Annotated in this window: 19 protein-coding genes and 1 pseudogene; 8 read left to right on the top strand and 12 right to left on the bottom strand. The window is 67.9% G+C overall.

Annotated elements, in window-relative coordinates; all coding sequences use genetic code 11:
* The first annotated feature begins 31 nt into the window (after positions 1-31).
* From PK606_RS10815 to nirJ, 6 genes are all read left to right on the top strand, one after another.
* Positions 32-1,786, top strand: coding sequence for a cytochrome D1 domain-containing protein (locus PK606_RS10815; protein WP_502920831.1), 1,755 nt, complete (start codon positions 32-34; stop codon positions 1,784-1,786).
* A gap of 179 nt (positions 1,787-1,965) precedes the next feature.
* Positions 1,966-2,325 (top strand): c-type cytochrome, encoded by a 360-nt coding sequence (locus PK606_RS10810; RefSeq protein WP_324563742.1) that lies wholly within the window; start codon positions 1,966-1,968, stop codon positions 2,323-2,325.
* Positions 2,325-3,521 (top strand): cytochrome D1 domain-containing protein, encoded by a 1,197-nt coding sequence (locus PK606_RS10805; protein WP_324563778.1) that lies wholly within the window; start codon positions 2,325-2,327, stop codon positions 3,519-3,521. Before PK606_RS10810 ends, PK606_RS10805 begins: the two co-directional genes overlap by 1 nt.
* An 11-nt stretch (positions 3,522-3,532) precedes the next feature.
* On the top strand, positions 3,533-4,534 hold the full coding sequence (ahbB, locus tag PK606_RS10800) for a siroheme decarboxylase subunit beta (RefSeq protein WP_324563740.1): 1,002 nt from the start codon (positions 3,533-3,535) through the stop codon (positions 4,532-4,534).
* Positions 4,524-5,567 (top strand): siroheme decarboxylase subunit beta, encoded by a 1,044-nt coding sequence (ahbB, locus tag PK606_RS10795; RefSeq protein WP_324563737.1) that lies wholly within the window; start codon positions 4,524-4,526, stop codon positions 5,565-5,567. Before ahbB (PK606_RS10800) ends, ahbB (PK606_RS10795) begins: the two co-directional genes overlap by 11 nt.
* A 101-nt stretch (positions 5,568-5,668) precedes the next feature.
* Positions 5,669-6,916: a heme d1 biosynthesis radical SAM protein NirJ gene (gene nirJ, locus PK606_RS10790; RefSeq protein WP_324563735.1), complete on the top strand. Its 1,248-nt coding sequence runs from the start codon at positions 5,669-5,671 to the stop codon at positions 6,914-6,916.
* Between the two features lie 50 nt (positions 6,917-6,966).
* On the opposite strand, the gene nadA is transcribed toward nirJ, so the two are convergent.
* Together nadA and nadC are read right to left on the bottom strand one after the other, a co-directional pair.
* A complete protein-coding gene (gene nadA, locus PK606_RS10785; RefSeq protein WP_324563733.1) occupies positions 6,967-8,082 on the bottom strand; it encodes a quinolinate synthase NadA in 1,116 nt (371 codons plus the stop codon).
* Complete coding sequence (gene nadC, locus PK606_RS10780; RefSeq protein WP_502920830.1) at positions 8,079-8,951, bottom strand: carboxylating nicotinate-nucleotide diphosphorylase; 873 nt, start codon at positions 8,949-8,951, stop codon at positions 8,079-8,081. The genes nadA and nadC overlap by 4 nt, the downstream gene beginning before the upstream one ends.
* 180 nt (positions 8,952-9,131) lie before the next feature.
* Between nadC and PK606_RS10775 the strand changes: the two genes are divergently transcribed.
* Positions 9,132-10,769: a cytochrome D1 domain-containing protein gene (locus tag PK606_RS10775; RefSeq protein ID WP_324563731.1), complete on the top strand. Its 1,638-nt coding sequence runs from the start codon at positions 9,132-9,134 to the stop codon at positions 10,767-10,769.
* A gap of 37 nt (positions 10,770-10,806) precedes the next feature.
* Here PK606_RS10775 and PK606_RS10770 read toward each other — a convergent pair whose 3' ends face one another.
* The 9 genes from PK606_RS10770 to PK606_RS10730 all read right to left on the bottom strand — a co-directional run bounded on the left by PK606_RS10770 (position 10,807) and on the right by PK606_RS10730 (position 20,813).
* Positions 10,807-11,472: a Crp/Fnr family transcriptional regulator gene (locus PK606_RS10770; protein ID WP_324563728.1), complete on the bottom strand. Its 666-nt coding sequence runs from the start codon at positions 11,470-11,472 to the stop codon at positions 10,807-10,809.
* 342 nt (positions 11,473-11,814) lie between these two features.
* Entirely contained in the window at positions 11,815-13,719 is a 1,905-nt protein-coding gene (locus PK606_RS10765; RefSeq protein WP_324563726.1) for a cytochrome b N-terminal domain-containing protein, read from the bottom strand.
* Positions 13,716-15,149 carry a cbb3-type cytochrome c oxidase subunit I gene (locus PK606_RS10760; RefSeq protein ID WP_324563723.1) on the bottom strand — a complete coding sequence of 478 codons (1,434 nt, stop codon included), beginning with the start codon at positions 15,147-15,149 and terminating at the stop codon, positions 13,716-13,718. The genes PK606_RS10765 and PK606_RS10760 overlap by 4 nt, the downstream gene beginning before the upstream one ends.
* Positions 15,146-15,691, bottom strand: coding sequence for a hypothetical protein (locus PK606_RS10755; protein ID WP_324563720.1), 546 nt, complete (start codon positions 15,689-15,691; stop codon positions 15,146-15,148). The genes PK606_RS10760 and PK606_RS10755 overlap by 4 nt, the downstream gene beginning before the upstream one ends.
* Positions 15,688-17,289 (bottom strand): hydrogenase iron-sulfur subunit, encoded by a 1,602-nt coding sequence (locus tag PK606_RS10750; protein ID WP_324563719.1) that lies wholly within the window; start codon positions 17,287-17,289, stop codon positions 15,688-15,690. The genes PK606_RS10755 and PK606_RS10750 overlap by 4 nt, the downstream gene beginning before the upstream one ends.
* The gene (locus tag PK606_RS10745; protein WP_324563716.1) at positions 17,286-18,134 is read right to left on the bottom strand and encodes an SCO family protein; all 849 of its coding nucleotides are present in this window, start codon (positions 18,132-18,134) and stop codon (positions 17,286-17,288) included. Before PK606_RS10745 ends, PK606_RS10750 begins: the two co-directional genes overlap by 4 nt.
* A 216-nt stretch (positions 18,135-18,350) precedes the next feature.
* Positions 18,351-20,051: a cbb3-type cytochrome c oxidase subunit I gene (locus PK606_RS10740; protein ID WP_324563714.1), complete on the bottom strand. Its 1,701-nt coding sequence runs from the start codon at positions 20,049-20,051 to the stop codon at positions 18,351-18,353.
* Between the two features lie 15 nt (positions 20,052-20,066).
* A complete protein-coding gene (locus PK606_RS10735; protein WP_324563712.1) occupies positions 20,067-20,531 on the bottom strand; it encodes a cupredoxin domain-containing protein in 465 nt (154 codons plus the stop codon).
* A 117-nt stretch (positions 20,532-20,648) separates the two neighbouring features.
* Complete coding sequence (locus PK606_RS10730; protein ID WP_324563709.1) at positions 20,649-20,813, bottom strand: hypothetical protein; 165 nt, start codon at positions 20,811-20,813, stop codon at positions 20,649-20,651.
* 198 nt (positions 20,814-21,011) lie between these two features.
* Here PK606_RS10730 and PK606_RS10725 point away from each other — a divergent pair, with 198 nt between their 5' ends.
* On the top strand, positions 21,012-21,932 hold the full coding sequence (locus PK606_RS10725) for a COX15/CtaA family protein (RefSeq protein WP_324563707.1): 921 nt from the start codon (positions 21,012-21,014) through the stop codon (positions 21,930-21,932).
* A 52-nt stretch (positions 21,933-21,984) separates the two neighbouring features.
* Here PK606_RS10725 and paaZ read toward each other — a convergent pair.
* Positions 21,985-23,535 (bottom strand): annotated as a pseudogene (gene paaZ / locus PK606_RS10720) (phenylacetic acid degradation bifunctional protein PaaZ); the annotation flags it as partial.
* Positions 23,536-23,618 lie beyond the last annotated feature (83 nt).

Below are 23,618 nucleotides of genomic sequence, written 5' to 3'. Positions count from 1 at the left end.
TTCAGGCCGCTCCGGTGACATGGAAAACACGATGAGAACATTCTTGAGGAAGTCCACTCTCTCGCCGCTCACCGCGGTATTGACCACCGCGATGTTGCTTGGCTCCGCTGCCTACGCGCAGGACAAGGCGTCTTCGGATGGACACCCTGGCCAGGTCACCCCGGCCGAGCAGGCGTTCCAGGGCGCGCCGTCTCCGCTGGCCAAGGAGGAGATGTACCAGTCCAGCAACCCCAAGGCGCCGCCGATGACGCAGGCCGAGTTCGACCGCGCGCGCCAGATCTACTTCGAGCGCTGCGCCGGCTGCCACGGCGTGCTGCGCAAGGGTGCCACCGGCAAGGCGCTGACGCCCGACCTGACGGTTGCCAAGGGCACCGACTACCTGAAGGTGTTCATCGGCTACGGCTCGCCCGCCGGCATGCCCAACTGGCTGACCTCGGGTGACTTCGACGAGAAGACCGTGGACCTGATGGCGCGCTACATCCAGCACGACCCTCCCACCCCGCCCGAGTACTCGATCGAGGACATGGAGAAGACGCGCAAGGAGTACGTGCCGGTTGCGCAGCGTCCGAAGAAGAAGATGAACAACTACAACATCAGCAACATCTTCTCGGTCACCCTGCGTGACTCGGGCGAGGTGGCGCTGATCGACGGCGACACCAAGGAAATCATCAACATCGTCAAGACCGGCTACGCGGTTCACATCTCGCGCCTGTCGGCCTCGGGACGCTACCTGTACGTGATCGGCCGCGACGCGCGCCTGAACCTGATCGACCTGTGGATGGAGAAGCCCGACAACGTGGCCGAGATGAAGATCGGCCTGGAGGCGCGCTCGGTCGAGACCAGCAAGTTCAAGGGCTGGGAAGACAAGATCGCGGTGGCCGGCACTTACTGGCCGCCCCAGTTCGTGCTGATGGACGGCGACACGCTCAAGCCGCGCAAGATCGTCTCGACCCGCGGCATGACTATCGACGGCGAGTACCACCCCGAGCCGCGCGTGGCCGCTATCGTGGCCAGCCACCAGAAGCCCGAGTTCCTGATCAACGCCAAGGAAACCGGCAAGATCTGGATGGTGGACTACACCGACCTGGAGAACCTGAAGACCACGCAGATCAACTCGGCCAAGTTCCTGCACGACGGTGGCTTCGACTCGACCCGCCGCTACTTCCTGACGGCCGCCAACGCGTCCGACAAGATCGCGGTGGTCGACACCAAGACCAGCAAGCTGGCCGCCTTGGTTCCGGTCGGCAAGATCCCGCACCCCGGCCGCGGCGCCAACTTCAAGCATCCGAAGTACGGCCCGGTGTGGGCCACCTCCGGCCTGGGTGACGAGAGCATCGCCATCATCGGCACCGACCCCGAGAAGAACAAGGCCAACGCCTGGAAGGTGGTGCAGTCGCTCAAGGGCCAGGGTGGCGGTTCGCTGTTCATCAAGACACACCCGAAGTCGACCAACCTGTGGGTTGACACCACGCTGAACCCCGATCCGAAGATCAGCCAGAGCGTGGCCGTGTTCGACATCAAGGATCTGAACAAGCCGCCGCAGATCATCGACATCGCCGCCTGCGCCAAGCTGGACGACGACGGTGCCAAGCGCGTGGTGCAGCCCGAGTACAACCAGAAGGGTGACGAGGTCTGGTTCTCGGTCTGGAGTGCGATGAACAAGAAGTCGGCCATCGTGATCGTCGACGACAAGACCCGCACCTGCAAGCAGGTGCTGAACGACAAGCGCCTGGTCACCCCGACCGGCAAGTTCAACGTCTACAACACGATGCACGACGTGTATTGATGTGACGTTCAGGCCGCCACGGTCGCAAGGCCGTGGCGGCTTTTTCATGCCCGCTGCAAAAATGCCTGTGGGCGCCGATGCAGCCGTGCAGGCAGTCACCCCGCACACCCGTCCGCCATACTTGAGGTTTTTGCGTCGCTGGCCGGAGCACCTGCCAGTGATCGCCGACAATCAACCCCATGTCCCGCTCGCTGTTCCGGATCGCCGCCCTGTCGCTGCTGTGCAGCGGCGCCTTGGCCCAGACCCCTGCTCCCGCGCCCGCCGAACCTTCGCCCGAACGCCGGATCGAGCTGATCCGCATGGTGCGGCAGGATTGCGGCTCCTGCCACGGCATCCAGCTCACCGGCGGGCTCGGCCCCGCCATCACGCGCGAGCGCATGGCCGATTTTCCCTATGACAGCCTGGTCGCCGTCATCTACCACGGTCGCCCGGGCACGCCGATGCCGGGCTGGAAGACGATGATCAGCGAATCCGACGCGCAATGGATCGCGCGCCAGCTGCAACTGGGTTTCCCGCTCGAATCGGCTGCCTCCAGATGATGAAGTCCCTGCACCTGCTCCCTGCCCTGCTTCTCTCCGCCACCTTGCTGGCAGGTTGCGCCACCTCGGCGCCGCAACTGCTGGTCGCGCCCGAGCGCGGCAACGGCGACCTGGGCCTGGTGATTGAACGCGAAAGCGGCAGCATCGGCGTGCTCGACACCACGGCGCGCCAGCGCCTGGGCACCGTGCCTGGCCTGGGCGACCTGTCGCACGCCTCGGCGGTGTTCTCGCGCGACGGCGCGCTGGCCTACGTGTTCGGCCGCGACGGCGCGCTGACGAAGGTCAACCTGCGCACCGGCCGCATCGAGGGCCGCGTGATGCAGGCTGGCAACTCGATCGGTGGCGCGATTTCCACCGACGGCAGCCTGGTGGTGGCGCAGAACTACCAGCCCGGTGGCGTCAAGGTGTTCGATGCGCGCACGCTGGAGCAGCTGGCCGACATCCCGGCGCTGGTCGACGGCAAGGCCTCGCGCGTGGTGGGTCTCGCCGACATCCCGCGCAACCGCTTCATCTTCTCGCTGTTCGACGCCGGCCAGACCTGGATCGCCGACCTGGCCGATCCGCGTAAGCCCCAGCTGACCAAGTTCGAGAACATCGGCAAGCAGCCCTACGACGCGCTGGTCTCACCCGACGGCCGCACCTACATCGCCGGCCTGTTCGGCGAGGACGGGCTGGCCAAGATCGACCTGTGGGCAGCGCAGCCCAAGGTCGAGCGCATCCTGCCGAACTACGGCCGCGGCGAGCAGCCGCTGCCGGTATTCAAGATGCCGCACCTGCGCGGCTGGTCGATCGCTGGCGGCCACGCCTACCTGCCCGCCATCGGCCGGCGCGAGGTGCTGGTGGTCGACACCACCAGCTGGAAGGAAGTCGGCCGCATCCCGGTCGCCGGCCAGCCAGTGTTCGTGATGGCGCGGCCCGATGGCCGCCAGGTCTGGGTCAACTTCGCCGTGCCCGACTACGACACCGTGCAGGTGATCGACACCCAGACGCGCCAGATCGTGCACAGCCTGAAGCCCGGCAAGGCGGTGCTTCACATGGAATTCACGCCGCGCGGCGACGCCGTCTGGATCAGCGCGCGCGACGATCACAAGATCACCGTGGTCGACACGCAGAGCTTCCAGACCGTGGCCGAGCTGCCCGCCAAGTCGCCCAGCGGCATCTTCTTCACCTCGCGCGCCGCGCGCACCGGCTTCTGACGGCACTGGACATGCCGGTCCGCGACGCCGCACAAACCCTGCGCGAGCGCCTGCTGAACGAAGCGCAGCGCGACTTCCCACTCACCCCGCGCCCCTTCGCGGCGCTGGCCGAGCGCTTCGGTGCCAGCGAGTCCGAGGTCATCCAGGCCTGCCGCGACGGCAGCCAGCGCGGCGCCATCAGCCGCATCGGCGGCGTCTGGGCGCCCGGTGTCGGCGGCGCCGCCCTGCTCTGCGCCATGGCGGTGCCGCCCGAGCGCCTGGAGGCGGTGGCCGCGCTGGTATCGGCGCACCCCGGCGTCAACCACAACTACGAGCGCGAGCACCGGCTGAACCTGTGGTTCGTCATCACCGGGACCGGTACCGAGCCGCTGGACCAGGCGCTCACGACCATCGAGCAGGAAACCGCCCTACCCGTCACCCGGCTGAAGATGGTGCGGCCCTACCGAATCGACCTTGGCTTCGATCTGCACCGCCCGGCCGTCGCCGGCAGCGCCATCCAGCACCGGCCGCCCCGCGTCGAGCCGGCCGACCACGCGCTGGCGGCACTGGTTGAGGCCGGCCTGCCGCTGGAGCCCGAGCCCTTCGCCGGCTGGGTACGCCAGCTCGGCTGTTCGACCGATGCGGTGCTGGCGCGCATCCAGGCCTGGCTCGACACCGGCACGCTGCGCCGCTTCGGCCTGGTGGTGCGCCACCACGAGGTCGGCTTCTCAGCCAATGCCATGACGGTGTTCGACATCCCGGACGACGAGGTCGATGCGCTGGGTGCGCGCCTGGCTACCCAGCCTGGCATCACCCTGTGCTACCGGCGCGAGCGTGCCGAGGGCTGGCCGTACAACCTGTACTGCATGGTGCACGGTCGCAGCCGCGAGGACACGCTGGCGCTGCTGCAGGCTGCCATCGACGCCGCCGGCCTCGCCGCGCAGCCACGCGCCACCCTGTTCAGCCGGCGCCGCTTCAAGCAGACCGGGGCGCGCTACTTCCGCCCGCTGCCCGAGACCGCCGATGCCCGCTGATACCCCCGCCACCGTCCCCGCCCTGCCGGCCGGCGTCGATCTCCAGGATGCGCGCCTGATCGATCTGCTGCAGCGCGCCCTGCCCCTCACCGAGCGCCCGTTCGCTGATGTCGGCGCCGAACTCGGCCTGGACGAGCAGCAGGTCATCGAGCGCCTGCGCCGCCTGCTGGCTGACGGCGTGCTGACCCGCTTCGGCCCGCTGTTCCACATCGAGCGGGCCGGCGGCCAGTTCATCCTGGCGGCACTGCAGGCACCCGAGGACCGCTACGACGAGGTCACGGCCCAGGTCAACGCCCTGCCAGAGGTGGCGCACAACTACCGGCGCGAGCACACGCTGAACATGTGGTTCGTGGTCGCCGCCGAAACCTCGGAGGGCGCCTGGGCCGCCTGCGAGCGCATCGAGGCCATCACCGGCCTGCCGGTGCATGCCTTCCCGAAAGAGCGCGAGTTCTTCGTCGGCCTGTACCTGCCGTTGCTGGCCGACTCGCCGCGCACCAGCCTGGACACGCTGCATGCCACCGATGCACCGGTCGTCGCCAGCGCGCCGCTCAGCCTGACCGACTTCGACCGCCGCCTGATCGCCGTCACCCAGACCGGCCTGCCGCTGCAGCCGCGTCCCTACGACGCCGTCGCCGCCGCCATCGGCAGCAGCGGCCCGGCGGTGCGTGCGCGCCTGGGCGAGTTGCTGGCGGCCGGCGTGGTGCGCCGCATCGCCGCCGTGCCCAACCACTACCGCCTCGGCTACGTCGCCAACGGCATGAGCGTGTGGGATGTCGATGACGCCGAGGTCGACCGCCTGGGCCAGCTGCTCGGCAGCCAGCCCGCCGTCAGCCACTGCTACCGCCGCCCGCGCAAGCCGGGCGTGTGGCGCTACAACCTGTTCGCCATGCTGCACGGCCACAGCCGTGCCGAGGTGCTGGCCCAGGCCGAGCACGTCGCCGCGCTGCTGGGCAGTGCCTGCCGCGCCCATGACGTGCTGTTTTCCAGCGCCATCCTGAAGAAGACCGGGTTGCGGCTGCGTGCGGCGGCCTGAACACGGGCGGCGCGCCAGGCCAAATTGACTCAAGTCATGGCCGGATCGGCGCTCCGGCCTATCATCGGCGCTTGGACACCAAGCCAGCCCAAAGGTAAGCAATGTTCCGCATTTCCCAATTCATGCACGAACTGGCCAAGGCCGAGGCCACCGGCGTCTACCCGCCGCCGACCCGGCGCCGCAGCGAGGGTGACGGACCCGGCGGCCCGGTCGTGATCTGGAACCTGATCCGCCGCTGCAACCTGACCTGCAAGCACTGCTACGCCTTCAGCGCCGACCACGACTACCCCGGCGAGCTGACGCTGGAGCAGGTCTTCGGCGTCATGGACGACCTGAAGGCGTTCCGCGTACCGGCGCTGATTCTCTCCGGCGGCGAGCCGCTGCTGCGCCCCGACATCTTCGAGATCGCCGAGCGCGCCAAGGCGATGAAGTTCTACGTCGGCCTGTCGACCAACGGCACGCTGATCGACGAGCCGCTGGCCCGGCGCATCCACGCCACCGGCTTCGACTACGTCGGCATCAGCCTGGATGGCATCGGCGCCACGCACGACAAGTTCCGCCGCCTGGCTGGTGCGTTCGACCTCAGCTTGAGCGCCGTGCGCCACCTGCAGAAGCTTGGGACCAAGGTCGGCCTGCGCTTCACCATGACCGACCTGAACGCGCACGACCTGCCCAATCTGCTGCAGCTGATGCGCGACGAAGGCGTCGACAAGTTCTACTTCAGCCACCTCAACTACGCCGGCCGCGGCAACATCCACCGCGGCAAGGACGCGCGCCACCTGGCCACGCGCCAGGCGCTGGACCTGCTCTACGACACCGCCTGGGCAGACGCCCAGGCCGGCGGCCAGCACGAATATGTCACCGGCAACAACGACGCCGACGGCGTCTACCTGCTGCAGTGGGTCGAGCAGCACCTGCCGCGCTGGACCGAGGAGGTGCGCGCCCGCCTGATCGCCTGGGGCGGCAACTCGTCGGGCGTCAACATCGCCAACATCGACAACCTGGGCGATGTGCACCCCGACACCATGTGGTGGCACTATGGTCTGGGCAACGTCAAGGCGCGGCCGTTCTCCGAGATCTGGCAGGACGTGAGCGACCCGCTGATGGCCGGGCTGAAGGCCAGACCGCGCCCGGTCAAGGGGCGCTGCGGCCAGTGCCAGTACCTCGCCATCTGCGGCGGCAACACCCGTGTGCGTGCGCAGCAGGTGACCGGCGACGCCTGGGAGGAAGATCCGGGCTGCTACCTGACCGACGAGGAAATCGGCATCGAAAGCGGCGGCGAACGCGTCGAGACCACCGCCTTCGGCGCGCGCCCGCGAACGACCGAACTGGCACCGACCGACTCCTGAACGGCTCTCGGCCACGGGGCGGGCCACTGCCGCCCCGTGCATCGCTTTCCTCAGGCCGCGCCGAGGTGCGGCACCAGCGCGCCAGGCGCCTGCCCGTTCTTGAGCGCGGCGGTGAAGGCCAGCATGCGGTCGATCGGCTGGCGCGCCCGCGGGATCAACGCTGGGTCGACCTCGATCGCGTTGGCTCCGGTCTCCAGCACACGGGCCACGTCAGCCAGCCCGTTCATCGCCATCCAGGGGCAATGGGCGCAGCTCTTGCAGCTGGCGCTGTCGCCGGCGGTGGGCGCCTCGTAGAACCGCTTGTCCGGGTTGAGCGTGCGCAGCTTGTGCATCATGCCGCTGTCGGTGGCAACGATGAATTCGCGCGCGTCCAGCTCGCGCGCCGCCTTCAGGATGGCGGAAGTCGATCCCACGGCATCGGCCAGCGCCACCACCTCGGGCGGGCTTTCCGGATGCACCAGCACCTTGGCGCCGGGGTGCTGGTCTTTCAGCATCTCCAGCTCCAGCGCCTTGAACTCGTCGTGCACGATGCAGGCCCCGTTCCAGAACACCATGTCGGCGCCGGTCTGCTGCTCGATGTAGGCGCCCAGGTGGCGGTCCGGTGCCCACAGGATCTTCTGGCCACGCTCATGCAGCGCCCGCACGATGTCGAGCGCGCAGCTCGAGGTGACCATCCAGTCGGCGCGCGCCTTCACCGCCGCGCTGGTGTTGGCATAGACCACCACGGTGCGCTCGGGGTACCGGTCGCAGAAGGCGCTGAACTCGGCCGGCGGGCAACCCAGGTCGAGCGAGCAGGTGGCGTCCAGGTCCGGCATCAGCACCGTCTTCTCGGGGCTCAGGATCTTGGCCGTCTCCCCCATGAAGCGCACGCCGCTCACCACCAGCGTCTGCGCGGCGTGGTCACGGCCGAAGCGCGCCATCTCCAGCGAATCGCTGACCATGCCGCCGGTTTCCTCGGCCAGGTCCTGCAGGTCGGGGTGCACGTAGTAATGCGACACCATGACCGCGTTCTTTTCCTTCAGCAGGCGGCGGATCCTGTCCTTGAGCGCCGTGCGCTCTGCCGGGCTCAGTTCGGCGGGCACGCGCGCCCACGCGTATTCGGTCGAGCACACCGCGCCGCCCTCGGGCTGTTCGTATTCAACCTGCTTCAGGTTGGTCGAACTCATGGCAGTTCCTCCAGGCGCATGGAGAAGTCGACCGCCTTCACGTCCTTGGTCAGCGCACCGATGGAGATCCGGTCGACACCGGTCTCGGCCAGCGCGCGCAGGCCATCCAGCGTCACACCGCCCGAGATCTCGAGCACCGCGCGGCCGGCGTTGATGCGCACCGCCTCGCGCAGCGTGGGCAGATCCATGTTGTCCAGCAGCACCATGGTGGCACCGGCGACCAGGGCCTCCTGCAACTGCTGCAGCGTCTCGACCTCGATCTCGATGAACGCCGCCTGCGCCGCCACCGCCTGCGCCGCGCGCAGCGCCGCCGCCACGCCGCCGGCGGCGGCGATGTGGTTTTCCTTGATCAGCACGGCGTCGTGCAGGCCGAGCCGGTGGTTGGTGCCGCCACCGGCGCGTACCGCGTACTTCTGCGCCAGCCGCAGGCCTGGCAGCGTCTTGCGCGTGTCGACGATGCGCGCCCGCGTGCCGGCCACCTGTTCGACGTACTGCGCGGTCTTGGTCGCCACGCCTGAGAGCAGTTGCAGGAAGTTCAGCATCGTGCGCTCGGCGCTCAGCAGCGCACGCGCGCTGCCCTCGATCTCCAGCACCACCTGGCCCGCTGCACAGCGCTGGCCCTCGCCCACGTGCCAGCTCAAGCGCGCAGCGGGATCCAGCGCGGACAGCGTGGCCTGCACCCAGGGCGCACCGCAGACCACCGCCACCTCACGCGCCTGCACGCGGGCGCGGGCACGCTGCCCTTCGGGCACCAGGGCGGCGGTCAGATCGCCACCGCCGACATCTTCCGTCAGGGCACGGCGCGCATCCTCGTGCGCCACGGCGGCCATCGTCTCGGGCGTCATCAACTTGTCATCACTCGGTTTCATGGAGCGGCAAGCATAGCAAGCTCCGGCCGCCGCTCCGGCGAGGCGCGCGCACCGGTCTTGATCGGGATCAGCACGCCGGCCGCGAATTGACTCACATCATGGCCCCATCAGGCCACCGATCTATCATCAGCCTCCACTGGCGTCGCCCGGCGCCGCCATCAGCCGATCGAAGCCGCCGCCATGCCTCTGCCCCAAGCCCCGTTACTTCGCAATCTGCTCCGGTTCTGCCTGGCGGGCATCGCGGGCGCCGCCATCAGCACGGCGCAAGCCGCGTCTTCGGCCGGCAGCGCCGACACCGCTGCGCCCGCCCGCGCCTCGATCAAGGCCGCCGCCCTGTACCAGCAGCACTGCGCCGCCTGCCACGGCGAGCAGCGCCTGGGCGCCATGGGCCCGGCGCTGCTGCCCGAAAGCCTGTCGCGCCTGCGCAAACCCGAGGCGCTGCGGGTGATCCGCGACGGCCGCGCCGCCACCCAGATGATGGGCTATGCCGAGCAGCTCAAGCCGGAGGAAATCGCCGCGCTGGCCGACTGGATCTACACCCCGGTCACGCCCGCGCCGACCTGGACCGACGCCGACATCCAGGCCAGCCGCATCGAGACCGCCGGCTGGCGCAGCTGGCCCGCGACGCCGCAATGGAAGGCCGACCCCATGAACCTGTTCGTGGTGGTCGAGGCCGGCGACCACCACATCTCACTGCTCGACGGCGACAAGCTGGAGGTTATCCACCGTTTCCCCAGCCGCTTCGCGCTGCACGGCGGCCCGAAGTTCACGCTCGACGGCCGCTACGTGTTCTTCGGCTCGCGCGACGGCTGGATCACCAAGCTCGACCTCTGGAACCTGAAGACCGTGGCCGAGGTGCGCGCCGGCATCAACATGCGCAACATCGCCGTTTCCGGCGACGGCAACTGGGTGATGGCGGCCAACTACCTGCCGCACAACGTGGTGCTGTTCGACAGCGACCTGAAACTGTCGAAGACCTACGAGGCGCGCACGCTCGACGGCACGAAGAGCTCACGCGCCTCGGCGGTGTACGACGCCACGCCGCGCAACAGCTTCGTGGTCGCGCTCAAGGACATCCCGGAGCTGTGGGAAATCAGCTATGACCCCAAAGCCGCCCCGATCTACGACGGCCTGGTGCACGACTACAAGATGGGCGAAGGCATCGCCAAGCCCGGTTACCTGGGCGTGCGCCGCACCCCGCTGGAAGAGCCGCTGGACGACTTCTTCTTCAGCCAGGACTACGCCTACGCCCTGGGCGCCTCGCGCCCGCACGCCGACGGCTCGCCCAGCGGCCAGGTGGTCAACCTGGACGTACGGCGCAAGATCGCGACGCTGCCGATTGCCGGCATGCCGCACCTGGGTTCGGGCATCACCTTCGACTACCAGGGCACGCGCGTGCTGGCCAGTCCCAACCTGAAGGACGGCGTGATCAGCGTGATCGACATGAAGAACTGGCGCCTGGTCAAGGACATCGCCACGCCTGGGCCCGGCTTCTTCATGCGCAGCCACGAGAACACGCCCTACGCCTGGACCGATTCGATGATGAGCCCGGCAGCCAAGAACCAGCTTTCCATCATCGACAAGCGCACGCTGGAGATCGTGCACAGCATCAAGGGCCCGCCCGGCCAGACGCTGGCGCACATCGAGTTCACCCAGGACGGCAAGCACGCGCTGGCCAGCCTGTGGGAGGACGACGGCGCGCTGATCGTCTACGACGCGGCGACCTTCAAGGAAGTCAAGCGCCTGCCGATGCGCAAGCCCGTCGGCAAGTACAACGTGTTCAACAAGGTGACGCGCTCGGAAGGCACCTCGCACTGAGAAGGCCTGAGCCGCCGCGGCCGGCCTGACGGCGGCCTCAGCGCGGCTGGTAGGTCGCCAGGTCGGCGGTGTCGACGATGTGGATGTCGCGCTTCTCGACCCGGATCAGGCCGGCGGTTTCCAGCTCGTTGAGCACGCGCGAGAAGTATTCCGGCGTCAGCGACAGACGCGAGGCGATGGCCGCCTTGCTGACCGGAAGCGACACCGTCATCGGACCGACCGGCTCGCAATCCTCGCCCTTGCAGTCGGCCAGCAGGTAGCCGATGACGCGCTGCACACCGCTGTGCAGCGCGTAGCCCTCGACGTCCTTGATCAGCCCGTGCAGGCGCCGCGACAGGCCGGCCAGCATGCGCAGCGCAAAAGTCGGGTTGCCTTCGATCTCGCCCAGCACGGTGCTCTTGTCAATCGTCAGCACCAGTCCCTCGGTCAGAGTCTGCGCCGAGACCACGTAGGGCATGTCCAGGAACATCACGGCCTCGGCGAAGCTGTCGCTCGGACCGCACAGCTCGATCACCTTCTCGACACCCGTGGGCGAGATCGCGAACAGCTTGACCTGGCCCAGCACGACGACGTGGAACTCGTTGCACGGCTCGCCGGCGCGAAACAGGATCTTGCCGCGTTCCACCCGGCGCAGGGTGGCGCCGCCGGCAATGCGCTCCAACTCATCCTGCTGCATCTTCGAGAACAGCGGCAGGGTGGCCATGTAGCGGGGGATGTTGAATTTTTCTAGGCTGAGGGTCACTGTGGGAGAAATCGGCAAACGGTGCCGTGCCAGATGGAAATCGGTCCCGAGTTTATCTGACGCCACCAGGCTCCCGGTATGCAGCCCAGGCCTGCCGGTGGCAGTTGCCCCGCCAGCGGTGGCGCGCCGAACGGGAAAGCATGCGCCAGCGGCATCGAGCGATGCCAGGCGCGGGCGCGACAGCAGCGCTTGCAGCGTTTCCGGCCACGCGCCGGGCGGCGCCCGATCGACCTGAGCCGCGCCCCGATCGACCTGAACCTGGGCGGGCGGCTCAGCCAGCGTGGACTTGCGTCCGCGCCCTGCTCAGGCCTCCACCTTCGCGCGTGCCGGGGTCGGCACGAAGGCGTCGGAGAAGCAGGCATCCTCGTCCAGGCCCTGCGCGAAGAACGCAGGCACGGCGCTTTCGATCATCATGGCCGAGCCGCAGGCATACAGCTCCTGGCCGCTCAGGTTGGGGAAGTCGGCCAGGATCGCCTCGTGCACCAGCCCGCGCCGGCCGGTCCAGCCATCGTCGGCATCACCGTGCGAGATCACCGGGATGAAGCTGAAATTCTCGTGCTCGCGTTCCCAGCGCTCGGCCAGTTCCTTCAGGTACAGGTCGGACGGCTTGCGCACGCCCCAGTACAGGCGCATCGGCCGCGTGATGCCGCGGTGGAAAGCGTCCTCGATGATGCTCTTGACCGGTGCGAAACCGGTGGCGCCGGCCAGGAACAGGATCGGGCGCTCGCTCTCGCGCAGCGTGAAGCGGCCGATCGGTCCCTCCAGGCGGATCGGGTCACCGACCTTCATGCCCTCGAACACATGGGTGGTGAAGCGGCCGCCCGGGATCAGCCGCACGTGCAACTCGATCAGCCCCTTCTCGTGCGGCGGGTTGGCGAACGAGAAGGCGCGCTTCTCGCCGTCTTCGAGCACCACGTTGAGGTACTGGCCGGCCAGGAAGTCGTCGGGCTGCCCCGGCGGCGCCTGCACCATCACGCGCATCACCTCGGGCGCCAGGCGCTGCATCTCGACCACGGTGCCGACGAACTCGTTGCGAACCAGCGGCGCCAGGTCATCGACCTCGAGTTCCAGGTCTTCCAGCGGCACGGCGCAGCACATCAGGGCCATGCCCTTGGCGCGCATGGCCTCGGTCAGCACCGCCGGCTGGTACGGGCCGTGCTCGAACTTGCCGTTCAGCACCGTGCACACGCAGACGCCGCAACCGCCGCTGCGGCAGTCGTAGGCCAGCGGGATCTCGGCGCGCAGGCCGGCTTCCAGAATCGTCTCGCCCGGCCGCGCGCCGGCCTGCCTGGCATCCGGATGGATGGTCAACTGCAGGTTCTTGCCCGCGCCGCGCCCGCGCTGCCAGACCAGCCAGGGCTGCACCAGCAACAAGGCACTAATGCCAATCACCAGGGTCCAGGTGGCCGCCGGCGACCAGACATGCACCAGCGGATAGAGCGCCAGCAGCAGCCAGTCCAGCTTCAGCTCGCTCGGCACCGTGGCCATGTGCGCCGGCCCGCCCTGGCTCACCACCGGCACCAGCACGGCCATCACCAGCAGCATCACCACCACACTGATGGCGATCGGCTTCGGCGGCGTGGTGGTGGCCTTGGGCACGCGCTGCACGTGCACCCACATCAGCAGCAGCGTCAGCAGCGGCACCCCGATGTGGACGAACACCAGCAGTGAGAACAGGCGGTCGCTCACCCCGGTGTCGTAGATGAAGTTGCGGATCAGGGTGCCGCGGAACATCGGAATCCAGTCCAACCACTCGAAGCTGGCGGTGGTCACGTACTGCGCCAGCTGATCCCAGGGCAGCATGTAGCCGTTCGCGCCCGCCACGTAGACCATCCAGATCAGGAACACGCCGGTGACCCAGGAGAACCAGCGGAAGCCGCGCAGGCGGTCGAACGCGAAGTAGCGTGCCATGTGGATCACCATGGTGACCACCATGGCGTCCGAGGCGTAGCGGTGCACGCTGCGGACGATGCCGCCGGCAAACCACTGCTTGTGCGTCAGGCGCTCGACCGATTCGTAGGCGCCGGTGACGCTGGTGTCGAAGAAGGCGAACAGGTACAGGCCGGTGCCGGCCACGATCCAGAACAGGAAGAAGGTCAGTGCGCCGAGGTGGTAGTAGGGGTTCAGGCGGTCGCCGAAGGCGCGGTTGAACAGCGCCTCCACCTGCATGAAGCCCCAGCGCATCAGCGCCTGCAGTCGCGAAATCATGCGCCAACCTCCCGTCGGCCCGGCCGCGTGGCGCGCAGCACCACGACGACGAACAGCAAGCCGCCAACCACGGCCAGCAGACCGCCGAGTCCCATCAATCCCATACCAGCCACCTCCGCGCCGCTGCGCAATACCTGATCACTGCCCGCCACCTTGCGCTGCACGCCGTAGCCGCCCGACCACACCAGCCCGATGATGTGCATCAGCTGGCCGATCCCGTACAGCCACGGCTGCCAGGCGGCCAGGCGACCCCGCGCGGGCGCATAGCCGAGCGCCGGCAGCAGGTGGTAGACAAGGCCCATCAGCGCCAGCGTGACACCCACGATGCAGCCGTGGTAGTGGGCCGGAATCTTCACGTTGTTGCCGCTGATCAGCATGCCGATCACGCCGCCGCAGGCAAACAGCAGCATGGAACACACCAGCGCGCCCCACAGGGGTTTCTGCACGTCCTGCAGCCTGCGCAGCGGCAGCAGTGCCAGCACCACCGCCAGCGTCACCGGAAAGATCGCCAGGCCGCCGCCGAAGCGCATGGCCCAGGTGTGCAGGTTGCGGTGTTCCACCGTGACCACATCGTGCGCCAGGTAGGCGTAGGGCGTCACGAACACGCTCACCAGCGCCAGCGCCAGCAGCAGCAAGGCGATGCGCGGGCTGAGCGGCACGCTGGCGCCGCTGGCCTGCGCCAGCCACAGCCAGCCCACCAGCATCAGCAGTGTCCAGGCGAACTGCAGCGCGTGGCCACCACCCCAGAACAGGATCTCGTAGTAGGCGCGCAGCTCCAGCTGCCGCGGCACCACGGCCAGCGACCAGGCGAAGGCCAGCAGCGCCACCGCCACGCACACCGCGCTCGAGGTGAGGCCGAAGCGCAGTGCCTTCTCGCCGTTGATCACCCCGCCCAGCTTGGGCGCCGCCGCCAGCGTGCGCAGCACCTCGATGCCGAAGCCGGTCGCGAACACCACCAGCCCGGACAGGAACAGCGGGCCCTGCAGCACCGGAATGTAGTTCGCCATCACGGCCTCGCCCGGCTGCACGAACGCGCCCAGCGCCATCAGCGCAGTACCGCCGCCGCAGGCACCCAGCGCCACCCAGCTCCAGGACTGCCAGCGCTCGGTGCTGTTCAGGCTCCACAGCATGCCGGCCATGGCGGCGAACCAGACCAGCACCGACAGGTCCACGTGCACCACCAGCGCAACACGGAAGAAGTCGGCGACCGGAAACCACTGGTTCAGTCCCGGCGTGCGCGCCAGCACCAGCAGCACCGCATACAGGCCGGAGCCCGCCAGCGCGACCAGCCCCAGACCGAGCCAGCCGCGCGCCAGCGCGCGTTGCGCCGCGTTGGGCCGCGGCAGCGCGTAATCCGCCCCCGCCTGGGGTGCCTCGACACCAAATGCAGGCCGCGGCGGCGCGATGATGGCTTGCGCTTGCGTCCTCATCTGAGCGTGATGCCGCCCTTCTCGGCGTCGAAGTCGATCACCAGCACCTGCGACGGCGCCAGCGTGACGGTACCCTCGTGCTGGTGGTTGAAGCCCTCGGCGCGCACGTCGTCCTTCATGCGCACGGCGATCTTCTGCTCGCCCGCCGGCACCGGCACGCGCTCGTAGACCGCCGAGGTGCCGTCGCGCTTCAGCCCGGTGGGCTGCGCGGTGCGGCTCAGCACGGTCTGGCCGCCGATGTCGACCTCGATGCTGACCGGCGAGCGCTCGCGCGGGCATTCGATCGGCTTGCGCATGTTGGGCGGCAGCTTGGCCAGTTCCTCCGGCGTGCGCTTGATGCAATCGCCGACCGGCTTGCCGGTCATCGCGAAGCTCACCTTGATCAGCGCCTGCCCGGCATCGAGCGGCTTGTAGGTCGGCCAGTGCGAGAACACGCCGATGAACAGGGCGAATGCCGCGTACAGCACGCCCTGCCCGATCATGGCCGCCATCGATATCGGTTGGCGCCGTTCGGCAACCGCCCCACTTGCAGGTTTGTTCATGAAACCACCTCGACCTCCGGCGTGGTGCCGGGGTCCACTTCCTTGATACGTTCTCGCAGTCCTTGCAGCGCAGCGGCAACGGCCTGCTGGTCCCGGCTGTCGGCCCAGGCCATGGCCCAGCGCTCGGCGGGTACGGATGCACGCAAGTGCGGCTCACGCCGACCCAGCAGCCGATCCTGCGTCAGCGCGTGACCATAGCGGTATTCGCATGCCCCTTCCGCGCACCCTGTCATCAGCACGCCAGCCGCGCCATCGCGCAGCGCGTACTCGACAAAGGACGGCGGGAGCTGACCGGCGCAGATCAGCTCGATGGGCACCACATCGGGCGCCTGCAAGGCGGCCACGCGCGGCCCGTGTTCGCAGCCGAACACGACGATCGGCCGCTGCGCGCCGCGGCGCGCCAGTTCGCTGCGCATGCGCTGGCGCAGCGCATCCACGGTCAGTTGCGGCATGTCGATACCCGTCACCAGCCGCTCCATGCTGCGGAACGGCGTCGACGACGGACAGGCGCCGGCGCAGATGCCGCAGCTGGCGCAGCGGTCGGCGTCGACCAGCGCCAGCTCCATGCCCGGCTTGCCGCTTGGATGCTGCACCATGGTGATGGCAGCGTACGGGCAGTCGTCGAAGCAGCGACGGCAACCGCTGCAATTGGCCGGATCCACCTGCGCCACCGGCACCGGGACGCTGGGCAGGAACGGCAGGACCAGCAGCAGCAGCAAGGCGCCGCCGACCAGCAGCCACACCAGCTCGCCCGAGGTGGCGCGCACCAGGGGGTGCAGGAACAGCAGCAACCAGTCGAACTGCAGTTCCACCGGCATGGACGCGATGCTGGCGGCCGGGCCGCTGCGGATCGGCAGCCAGGTGGCCAGCAGCACGAACATCGCCACCATGGCCATGGTCATGGCGCGCGGCGGCAGCACCCTGGCGCGCGTCAGGCGCTGGATGTGGAACCAGAGCCCGAACACCATCAGCAGGGCAACCCCGACGTGGACGAAGATGAACAGCGAGAACAGCCGGTCGCTGACCGCGTCCGCCGTGAGGAAGTTGCGCGCCAGCGGCGTGCCCAGCAGCGGCAGGCGGTCCAGCCACTCGGCGGTCGCCACGGCCGAGAACTGACCCAGCTGGTTCCAGTTGAGCCAGAAGCCGCCGATTGCACAGACGAACGCGAACACGACCAGGGGCACGCCGGTAAGCCAGGTAAAGCGGCGAAACCGCTGATAGCGGCCGTACAGCCACTCGCGCAGCACATGCAGGCCCATCAGCACCACCAGCGCGTCGGCGGCGTAGCGGTGCACACCGCGCAGCCAGCCGCCGTAGACCCACTGCATCCGCTCCAAGCGCTGGATCGATTCGAACGCACCGGTGGCCGAGGTGTCGAAGAAGGCGAACAGGTAGATGCCGCTGGCCGCCAGCAGCCAGAAGCACAGGAACCCCAGGCTGCCGAGGTGTCGCAGCGGGTTGAGTCCCGAACCGGTCAGCGTGTCGAGCGTGCGCTCCATCTGCTGCCATGCCTGCAGCAGATGAAGGCGCACCGAGCCAGGCCCTTGCGTGCTTGCCGGAGGCTCGGCGCCGCCCAGCACATCGGCCGATGCGATCAACGCAAGGCCTCTCCGGGCACGGGCAGCAGGGGCCGTTGCGTGCGTTGCGCACGCCGTGCGCGCCGCTTGCGCAGCAGTTCCGCCACGCCGAACCAGATCATGGCGATGAAGAACATGAAGCCGCCGACGATCTCGACGATCAGCGCGTACTTGAACCGGTAGGTGCCGGTGTCGGGGTCGTACACGGTGCACAGGATGCGCACGCGCTCGATCAGGTCGGACAGCGTCTCGGTCTGCGTGAACGGCGCCCGGCCCAGCAATTGCCGCAGCGGCTCGCCCAGCTTCTGCGCCGTCATGTTGTCACCCCAGACCTGGCTGAAGATCTTGCCTTCGGCATCCACCACCGTGACGCCCAGCACGTGGTCGAAGCCGGCCGGCGTGGCCACATAGCTGAAGCCGAAGCTCTTGGTCAAGGGGTCGACGATATTCGCGTGCGGACTCAGGAACTCCCAGTTCGCGTAGTTGATCCGGTGCTGCGCCGCGAATGCGCGCATCGCCGTCGGCGAATCGAAGGGCTGGTTGAACCCGATGCTGATGACATGGAACTGGTTCGGGCTCAGCAGCTTGTCCAGGCCCTTCACCGCCTCGTGCAGCATGCGCGTGTTGGTCGGACAGATCTCGAAGCAGCCGGTGTAGATGAAGCTGACCAGCAGCGGCTTGCCGCGGTACTCCGACAGGCGGATCGGCTTGCCCTGGCGATCCAGCAGGGTGTAATCCGGCACCTTGGTGCCGACCACCGCCTGACCCAGCGCCAGCGCGGTGCTCTCATCCAGGGTCGGGACGGTACTGGCCGGCTTGGCCGCCCAGGACGCCAGCGCGAACCCGAGCAGCAGGCCTGCAGCCACGGTTCGCGCTGCGATGCGCGCCGTCCGCTCGACTCCTGATCCGATCAAGGACAACATACCTCACTCATCCCACTGTGGACGAGGCGGCAGCCCAACACGCGCCGCCTGTCGCTCACGAAAGCAGTGCCGTCCCCTGCGGTTCGGCACCCCTTTCCCGGTATCACTCTCCGGTCTCGCCACACCGCACCGGCCGGTCGCGCGAGACCTCGAATCGCCTCAGCTCAGACCCCACAGGGTCGACAGGTACTTCCAGTTGATGAAGTAGTAGAGCACGAAGGCGGTCAGGAACACCATGGCAAGCACGAAGGTGCCCGGGGCGGCGAAGCCCGAGGAGCCATGGCTGGTCTGCGCGGCAACCGACGGCGCGGCACGCGGGACTGGCGTGAAGGTCGCGCTGACGCTGCCCTTCTCGAGCTTCTTGCCCCACAGCAACGAACCGACGGTGACGTAGATGTACATGGCGCCGCCGGCGATGGCTGCCATGCCGGTGATGCCGACCAGACCCATCATCAGGTAGGCGGCACCCGGCCATTCATAGGCCAGCGCGTGGCCGCTGAACGCCATGTCCCAGTGGCGGCGCGACACGCCGAGCGTACCGGCACCCATCATCACCAGGGTGAAGAAGTACATCGACAGGCCGAACACGTAGGGCTGCCACTGCGCCATCTTGGGCGCGATCATCTCGCGCTTGAACAGCACCGGGATCAGGTAGTAGGTCAGCGCCATGAAGGTCAGCGTGGTGCCGATCACCACCGTGGCGTGGAAGTGACCCGGCACGTAGATGGTGTTGTGGATGATCATGTTCAGCTGCTCGGTGCCCATCATCACGCCGGAGATGCCGCCGAGGAAGCCGAAGCCGATGATCGAGATGAACACGCCGGAGAAGGTCGGGTTGCTCCATGGCGCCTTGCGCAGCCATTCGAACAGGCCCTTGGTGTAGCCCTTCCTGCGTTGCGCCACTTCCATCGCGCCCGGCACCGTGAGGCCGTGGAGCATCGAGGCCAGCACCGCGAAGTACATAAAGTAGCTGGTGTTGATGATCTTCCAGGGCACCGACAGACCGGGGTCGGCCAGCAGGTGGTGCGCGCTCGCGAGCTGCAGGAACAGGATGTAGAGCAGGAAGGCCGTGCGGCTGACGCGCTCGGACATCGGCTTGGCGCCGAACACCACCGCCGCCACCAGGTACCAGACCGAGATGTGCGCGGCCACGTTGATCTGCTGCGACGAGTGGCCCAGCGCCCACCAGATGGTGCGGTAGATCAGCGGATCGACCTGCTTGACCAGGCCGATCGACATCAGCCAGGTCGGGACCAGGATGATGGCGCCCGACAGCAGCGTGAACACGGCGATGATGGCCGCCGTGAGCGCGCCCATGGTCACCAGCGGCACCGAGCCTTCATAAGTCTTCTCGCGCTTGGCCACCACCAGGGTGCCGAAGAACACGAAGCAGCCGATCAGCGCGCCGACCGCGAACAGGATGATGGTCAGGTAGAACCACGGCGATGCCATCATCGGCACGTACGAGGTCATCATCACGCTGGAACTGCCCTGGAAGATGACGATGTTGTTGCCGACCGCGCCGATCACCATCAGCGCGAACGCCAGCCAGGCGATCTTGGGCGCCGCGATCCGGCATCGCAACAAGGTCGATGAGCAGAAATACAGGATCGCGATCTCGAAGAAGATCAGCCAGTAGATCAGCATGTCCAGGCCGTGCGCGGTCAGCACCATGTAGAAGGTGTCGGCCTCGAGCCAGTGGATGGCCGGCCAGCGCGTCAGCACGACGCCGATGGCCAGGATGCCGCCAAGCAGCAGGAACACGACGCCGGCGACGGCGTTGTAGGTGATCAGCTTTTCAGCCTGAGCCTCGAACTGGAGGCCTGATCGCGGGCAAGTGCGGTAAGTGGTTTGGCCCATGATTGGTCCCTCTTGTTATTTGACGTAGATGCGGCCCACCATCGTGTGGTGGTTGATGCCGCAGTACTCGTTGCACACCACCGAGTAGGTGCCGCTCTGGTTGGGCGTCACGGTCAGCACGTGCTCGAAGCCCGGCACCATCTGGACGTTGATGTTGGCCGGCTGCAGGGAGAAGCCGTGGTTGTAGTCCATGGCGGTCAGGTGCAGGCGGTATGACTGCCCTTTCTCCAGTTCGAGAATCGGCCAGAACGACCACAGGCGGCCCAGCATGTAGACGTCGCTGCCGGGCGGCGGCGCCACCACCGGCACGTTCTGGTCGGTCTCGGTACGCACGGTGTACTTGTCCACGACGGCCTGGGCCTTGGCCATGAACTTGTCCGGCGTGGTGCGGTAGGTTTCAGTGGACAGGTTCTGGTCGCCCCAGATGTGCCAGCCCACCATCATGAAGAACAGGACCATGCACCAGATCAGCGACAGCACGATCCACGTGCCTTCGACCCGATCGATGGGTTCCTTGTACCAAAGCCGATCTGACGGCGGCAATATTGCGCTCATTGGCGTGTGCCTTTCAAGTTGCAGGGAATGAGTAGACCGGCCCTACTCGCCGACGGGCAAGATCAGGATCTCGAACACGCCCCAGCCGTTGTACACCAGCATGGGTATCAGGACTCCCAGGAACAGAAGCAGGAACGGGCTGTCCAGCAACTTCTGCATCCAGGGAATCGGCTCGTTCGGATCGTTCAGGTCGTCGTGTGAACTCATAAGTCCCTCCAGTAGAAAAGCGCGCGCACCATCAGTATGAACCGCCGCGGGTAACGACTGCTCAATTCTCGACCGCGCCACTCAAGTATGACTTGAACTAGTTCAATAAAACAAGTGCGCAGCCTGATAGGTCATGGGGGTATGCAGTACCATCGCGCTCCATGAAGCCCGTCCGAAACGGCCGTTCGCGCGCACCGCATGTCGTCTGCTGAGGCCAGTCGATCGACGCTGCGGCGCATGGCCTGGGTCTGCGTGCTGCTGGTGCTGCTGGTGACGACGCTGAGCGCCTACATGCGGCTGAACAAGTCCGGCATCGGCTGCGAGGACTGGCCGCAGTGCTACGGGCAGGCCCTGACCGACGCGGCCAGCACCGCCGAGGCGGGCGAACCGTCAGCCGCCATCGTGGCGGCGCGGCTGGCGCATCGAGTGGCCGCGGTGGCGGTGCTGTTGCTGGTACTGGCCATGCTGGCCGCCTGCCTGCGCGCACGACCGCGCCTGCGCCGGGAGGCGGCGCTGGTGCTGGCGCTGCTGGTCGTCACCCTGTTCCTCGCCGTGCTGGGCCGCTGGTCGGCGCGATCGCTGCTGCCCGCGGTCACGCTGGGCAACCTGCTCGGCGGCTTCCTGATGCTGGCCATGTGCCTGCGGCTGGCAGCGCCCAGGCCGGTACGCAGCTCAGCGAGCCTACGGGCATGGGTCTGGGTCGCGGCCCTTCTGCTGCTGGCGCAGGTGGCGCTGGGCGGCATGGTGAGCGCCACCCACGCCGCGCTGAGCTGCAACGGCCTGCTTGACTGCTGGTCGGAGGCGCAAACCCAGTCCTGGCAGGTGCTCGACCCATGGCGAGTACCGATGCCGGAAAACAACGCGTTCGCCCAGGCGGCTGGTGCGCCGGTGCAGTGGCTGCATCGCCTCGGCGCCGTGGTCGTGCTGCTGTGCAGCCTGCCGCTGGCCATCGCGTTGCGGCGCCACGACATCATCGGCGCGCTGTGGCTGCTCGCCTGCCTGCTGCTGCAGCTCGGATCGGGCCTGCTGCTGGCGTCGACGGGTTTCCCGCTGGCGCTGGTGCTGCTGCACAACGTGCTGGCCGCGGCGACGCTGGCGCTGCTGGCACGCTGGCTCTGACCAGCGCAGCAGCAGCACCCCGCAGCCCCGGCTCCGCCTAGCTCGCCGCCGGCTCGCCGGTCACCGCCGCCAGCATGGCCGGCGATCCCTGCAGCGCGGCGCGCTGCATCAGGTGCTTGACGGCGCGCAGGCCGCCCAACTCCTCGCCGCCACCGGCGCGGCCGGGGCCACCGTGCTTGAGGTACGGCAGCGCCGAACCATGGCCGGTGGATTCGGCCGCTGCCACGCGGTCCAGGATCTGGATGCGCCCATGCAGCATGGCGAGCTGCGGCACGACCTGAGCTACCACCTCGGCGCTCCTGGTCACCAGCGTGCCGGCCAGGCTGCCCTGGCCCCTGGCCGCCAGCGCGACTGCCTCGTCGATGCCGTCGTAGGCCATCAGCGTGCTGACCGGGCCGAAGGCTTCCACCTCGTGCGCCGCGTGGTCCCGCGCGCTGCCCGCCAGCAGCAGCGTCGGCTGGAAGAAGGCGCCGCCGGCCACCGCGTCGCCGACCAGCGCGAAGTCCTCGCTGCCGCCGAACACCAGTTCAGCGCCCTGCCGCAGCGTGCTCACGCGCTCACTGACGTCGCCCTGCTGGGCCTTGCTGGCCAGCGCACCCATGCGCACGTTGTCCAGCCGCGGATCGCCGACGCTGGTCTTGGCCAGCCGCTCGGTCAGCTTGGCAGCGACGGCATCGACGCGCTCGGCCGGCACGATGGCGCGCCGGATCGCGGTGCATTTCTGACCGGCCTTCTGCGTCATCTCGCGCGCCACCTCCTTGACGAACAGGTCGAACTCCTCGTCGTCGGGCGTCACGTCGGGCGCCAGGATGGCGCAGTTGAGCGAATCGGCCTCGGCGTTGAAGGGGATGCTGTTCAGCACCAGGTTCGGCGTCACGCGCAGCTTGGCAGCGGTGTCGGCCGAGCCGGTGAAGGTCACCGCATCCTGCACCTGCAACCGGTCCAGCAGGTCGCCGGTGCCGCCGATGATCAGCTGCAGCGCGCCCTCGGGCAGGATGCCGGATTCATTGATCAGCCGCACCAGCTTCTCGGTCAGGAAGCTGGTGGCCGTGGCCGGCTTGCCGATACAGGGCATGCCGGCCAGAAAGGTGGGCGCAAATTTCTCCAGCAGGCCCCAGACCGGGAAGTTGAAGGCGTTGATGTGCACCGCCACGCCGCCGCGCGGCACCAGGATGTGGGTGCCGGCAAAGGCACCGGTCTTGCCGAGCGGCATCTGCGGGCCTTCATGCCACAGGTTGCCGGTCCTGGGCAGGTCCCGCGCCATGCTGGCGTAAGCGAACAGGGTGCCGGTGCCGCCCTCGATGTCGACCCAGCCATCGCTGCGCGTGGCGCCGGTGTGGAACGACAGCGCGTACATCTCCTCCTTGCGCTCGCCCAGGTACTTGGCCAGGCTCTTCAGCATGGCGGCGCGCTGCTTGAAGTCGGTCTTCAGCATGGCCGGCAGGCCGACGCTGCGGGCGAAGTGCAGCGCCTCGCCGAAATCGATGACCTCGTCGTGCGTGTGGGCGACGACCGAGCCGTCGATGGCGCTGCGCAGTGCCTGCGCGGGCTGGCCACCGATCCAGCGGCCGGCGATGAAACTCTGAAGCTGTGAAGTGCTCATGACGATGATTTCCTCTCTAGACCAAGCATTATTGATCAGTCAGGCAAATGCCTAACATACGCTCATGCTGCCGCATAGCGGAC

It is taken from the genome of Ottowia sp. (assembly GCF_035444425.1).
In the GTDB taxonomy this organism is placed as follows: Bacteria; Pseudomonadota; Gammaproteobacteria; order Burkholderiales; family Burkholderiaceae_C; genus Ottowia.
Note: the sequence above shows the minus strand (reverse complement) of the source record. Positions and strands in the feature narration are given on the sequence as shown.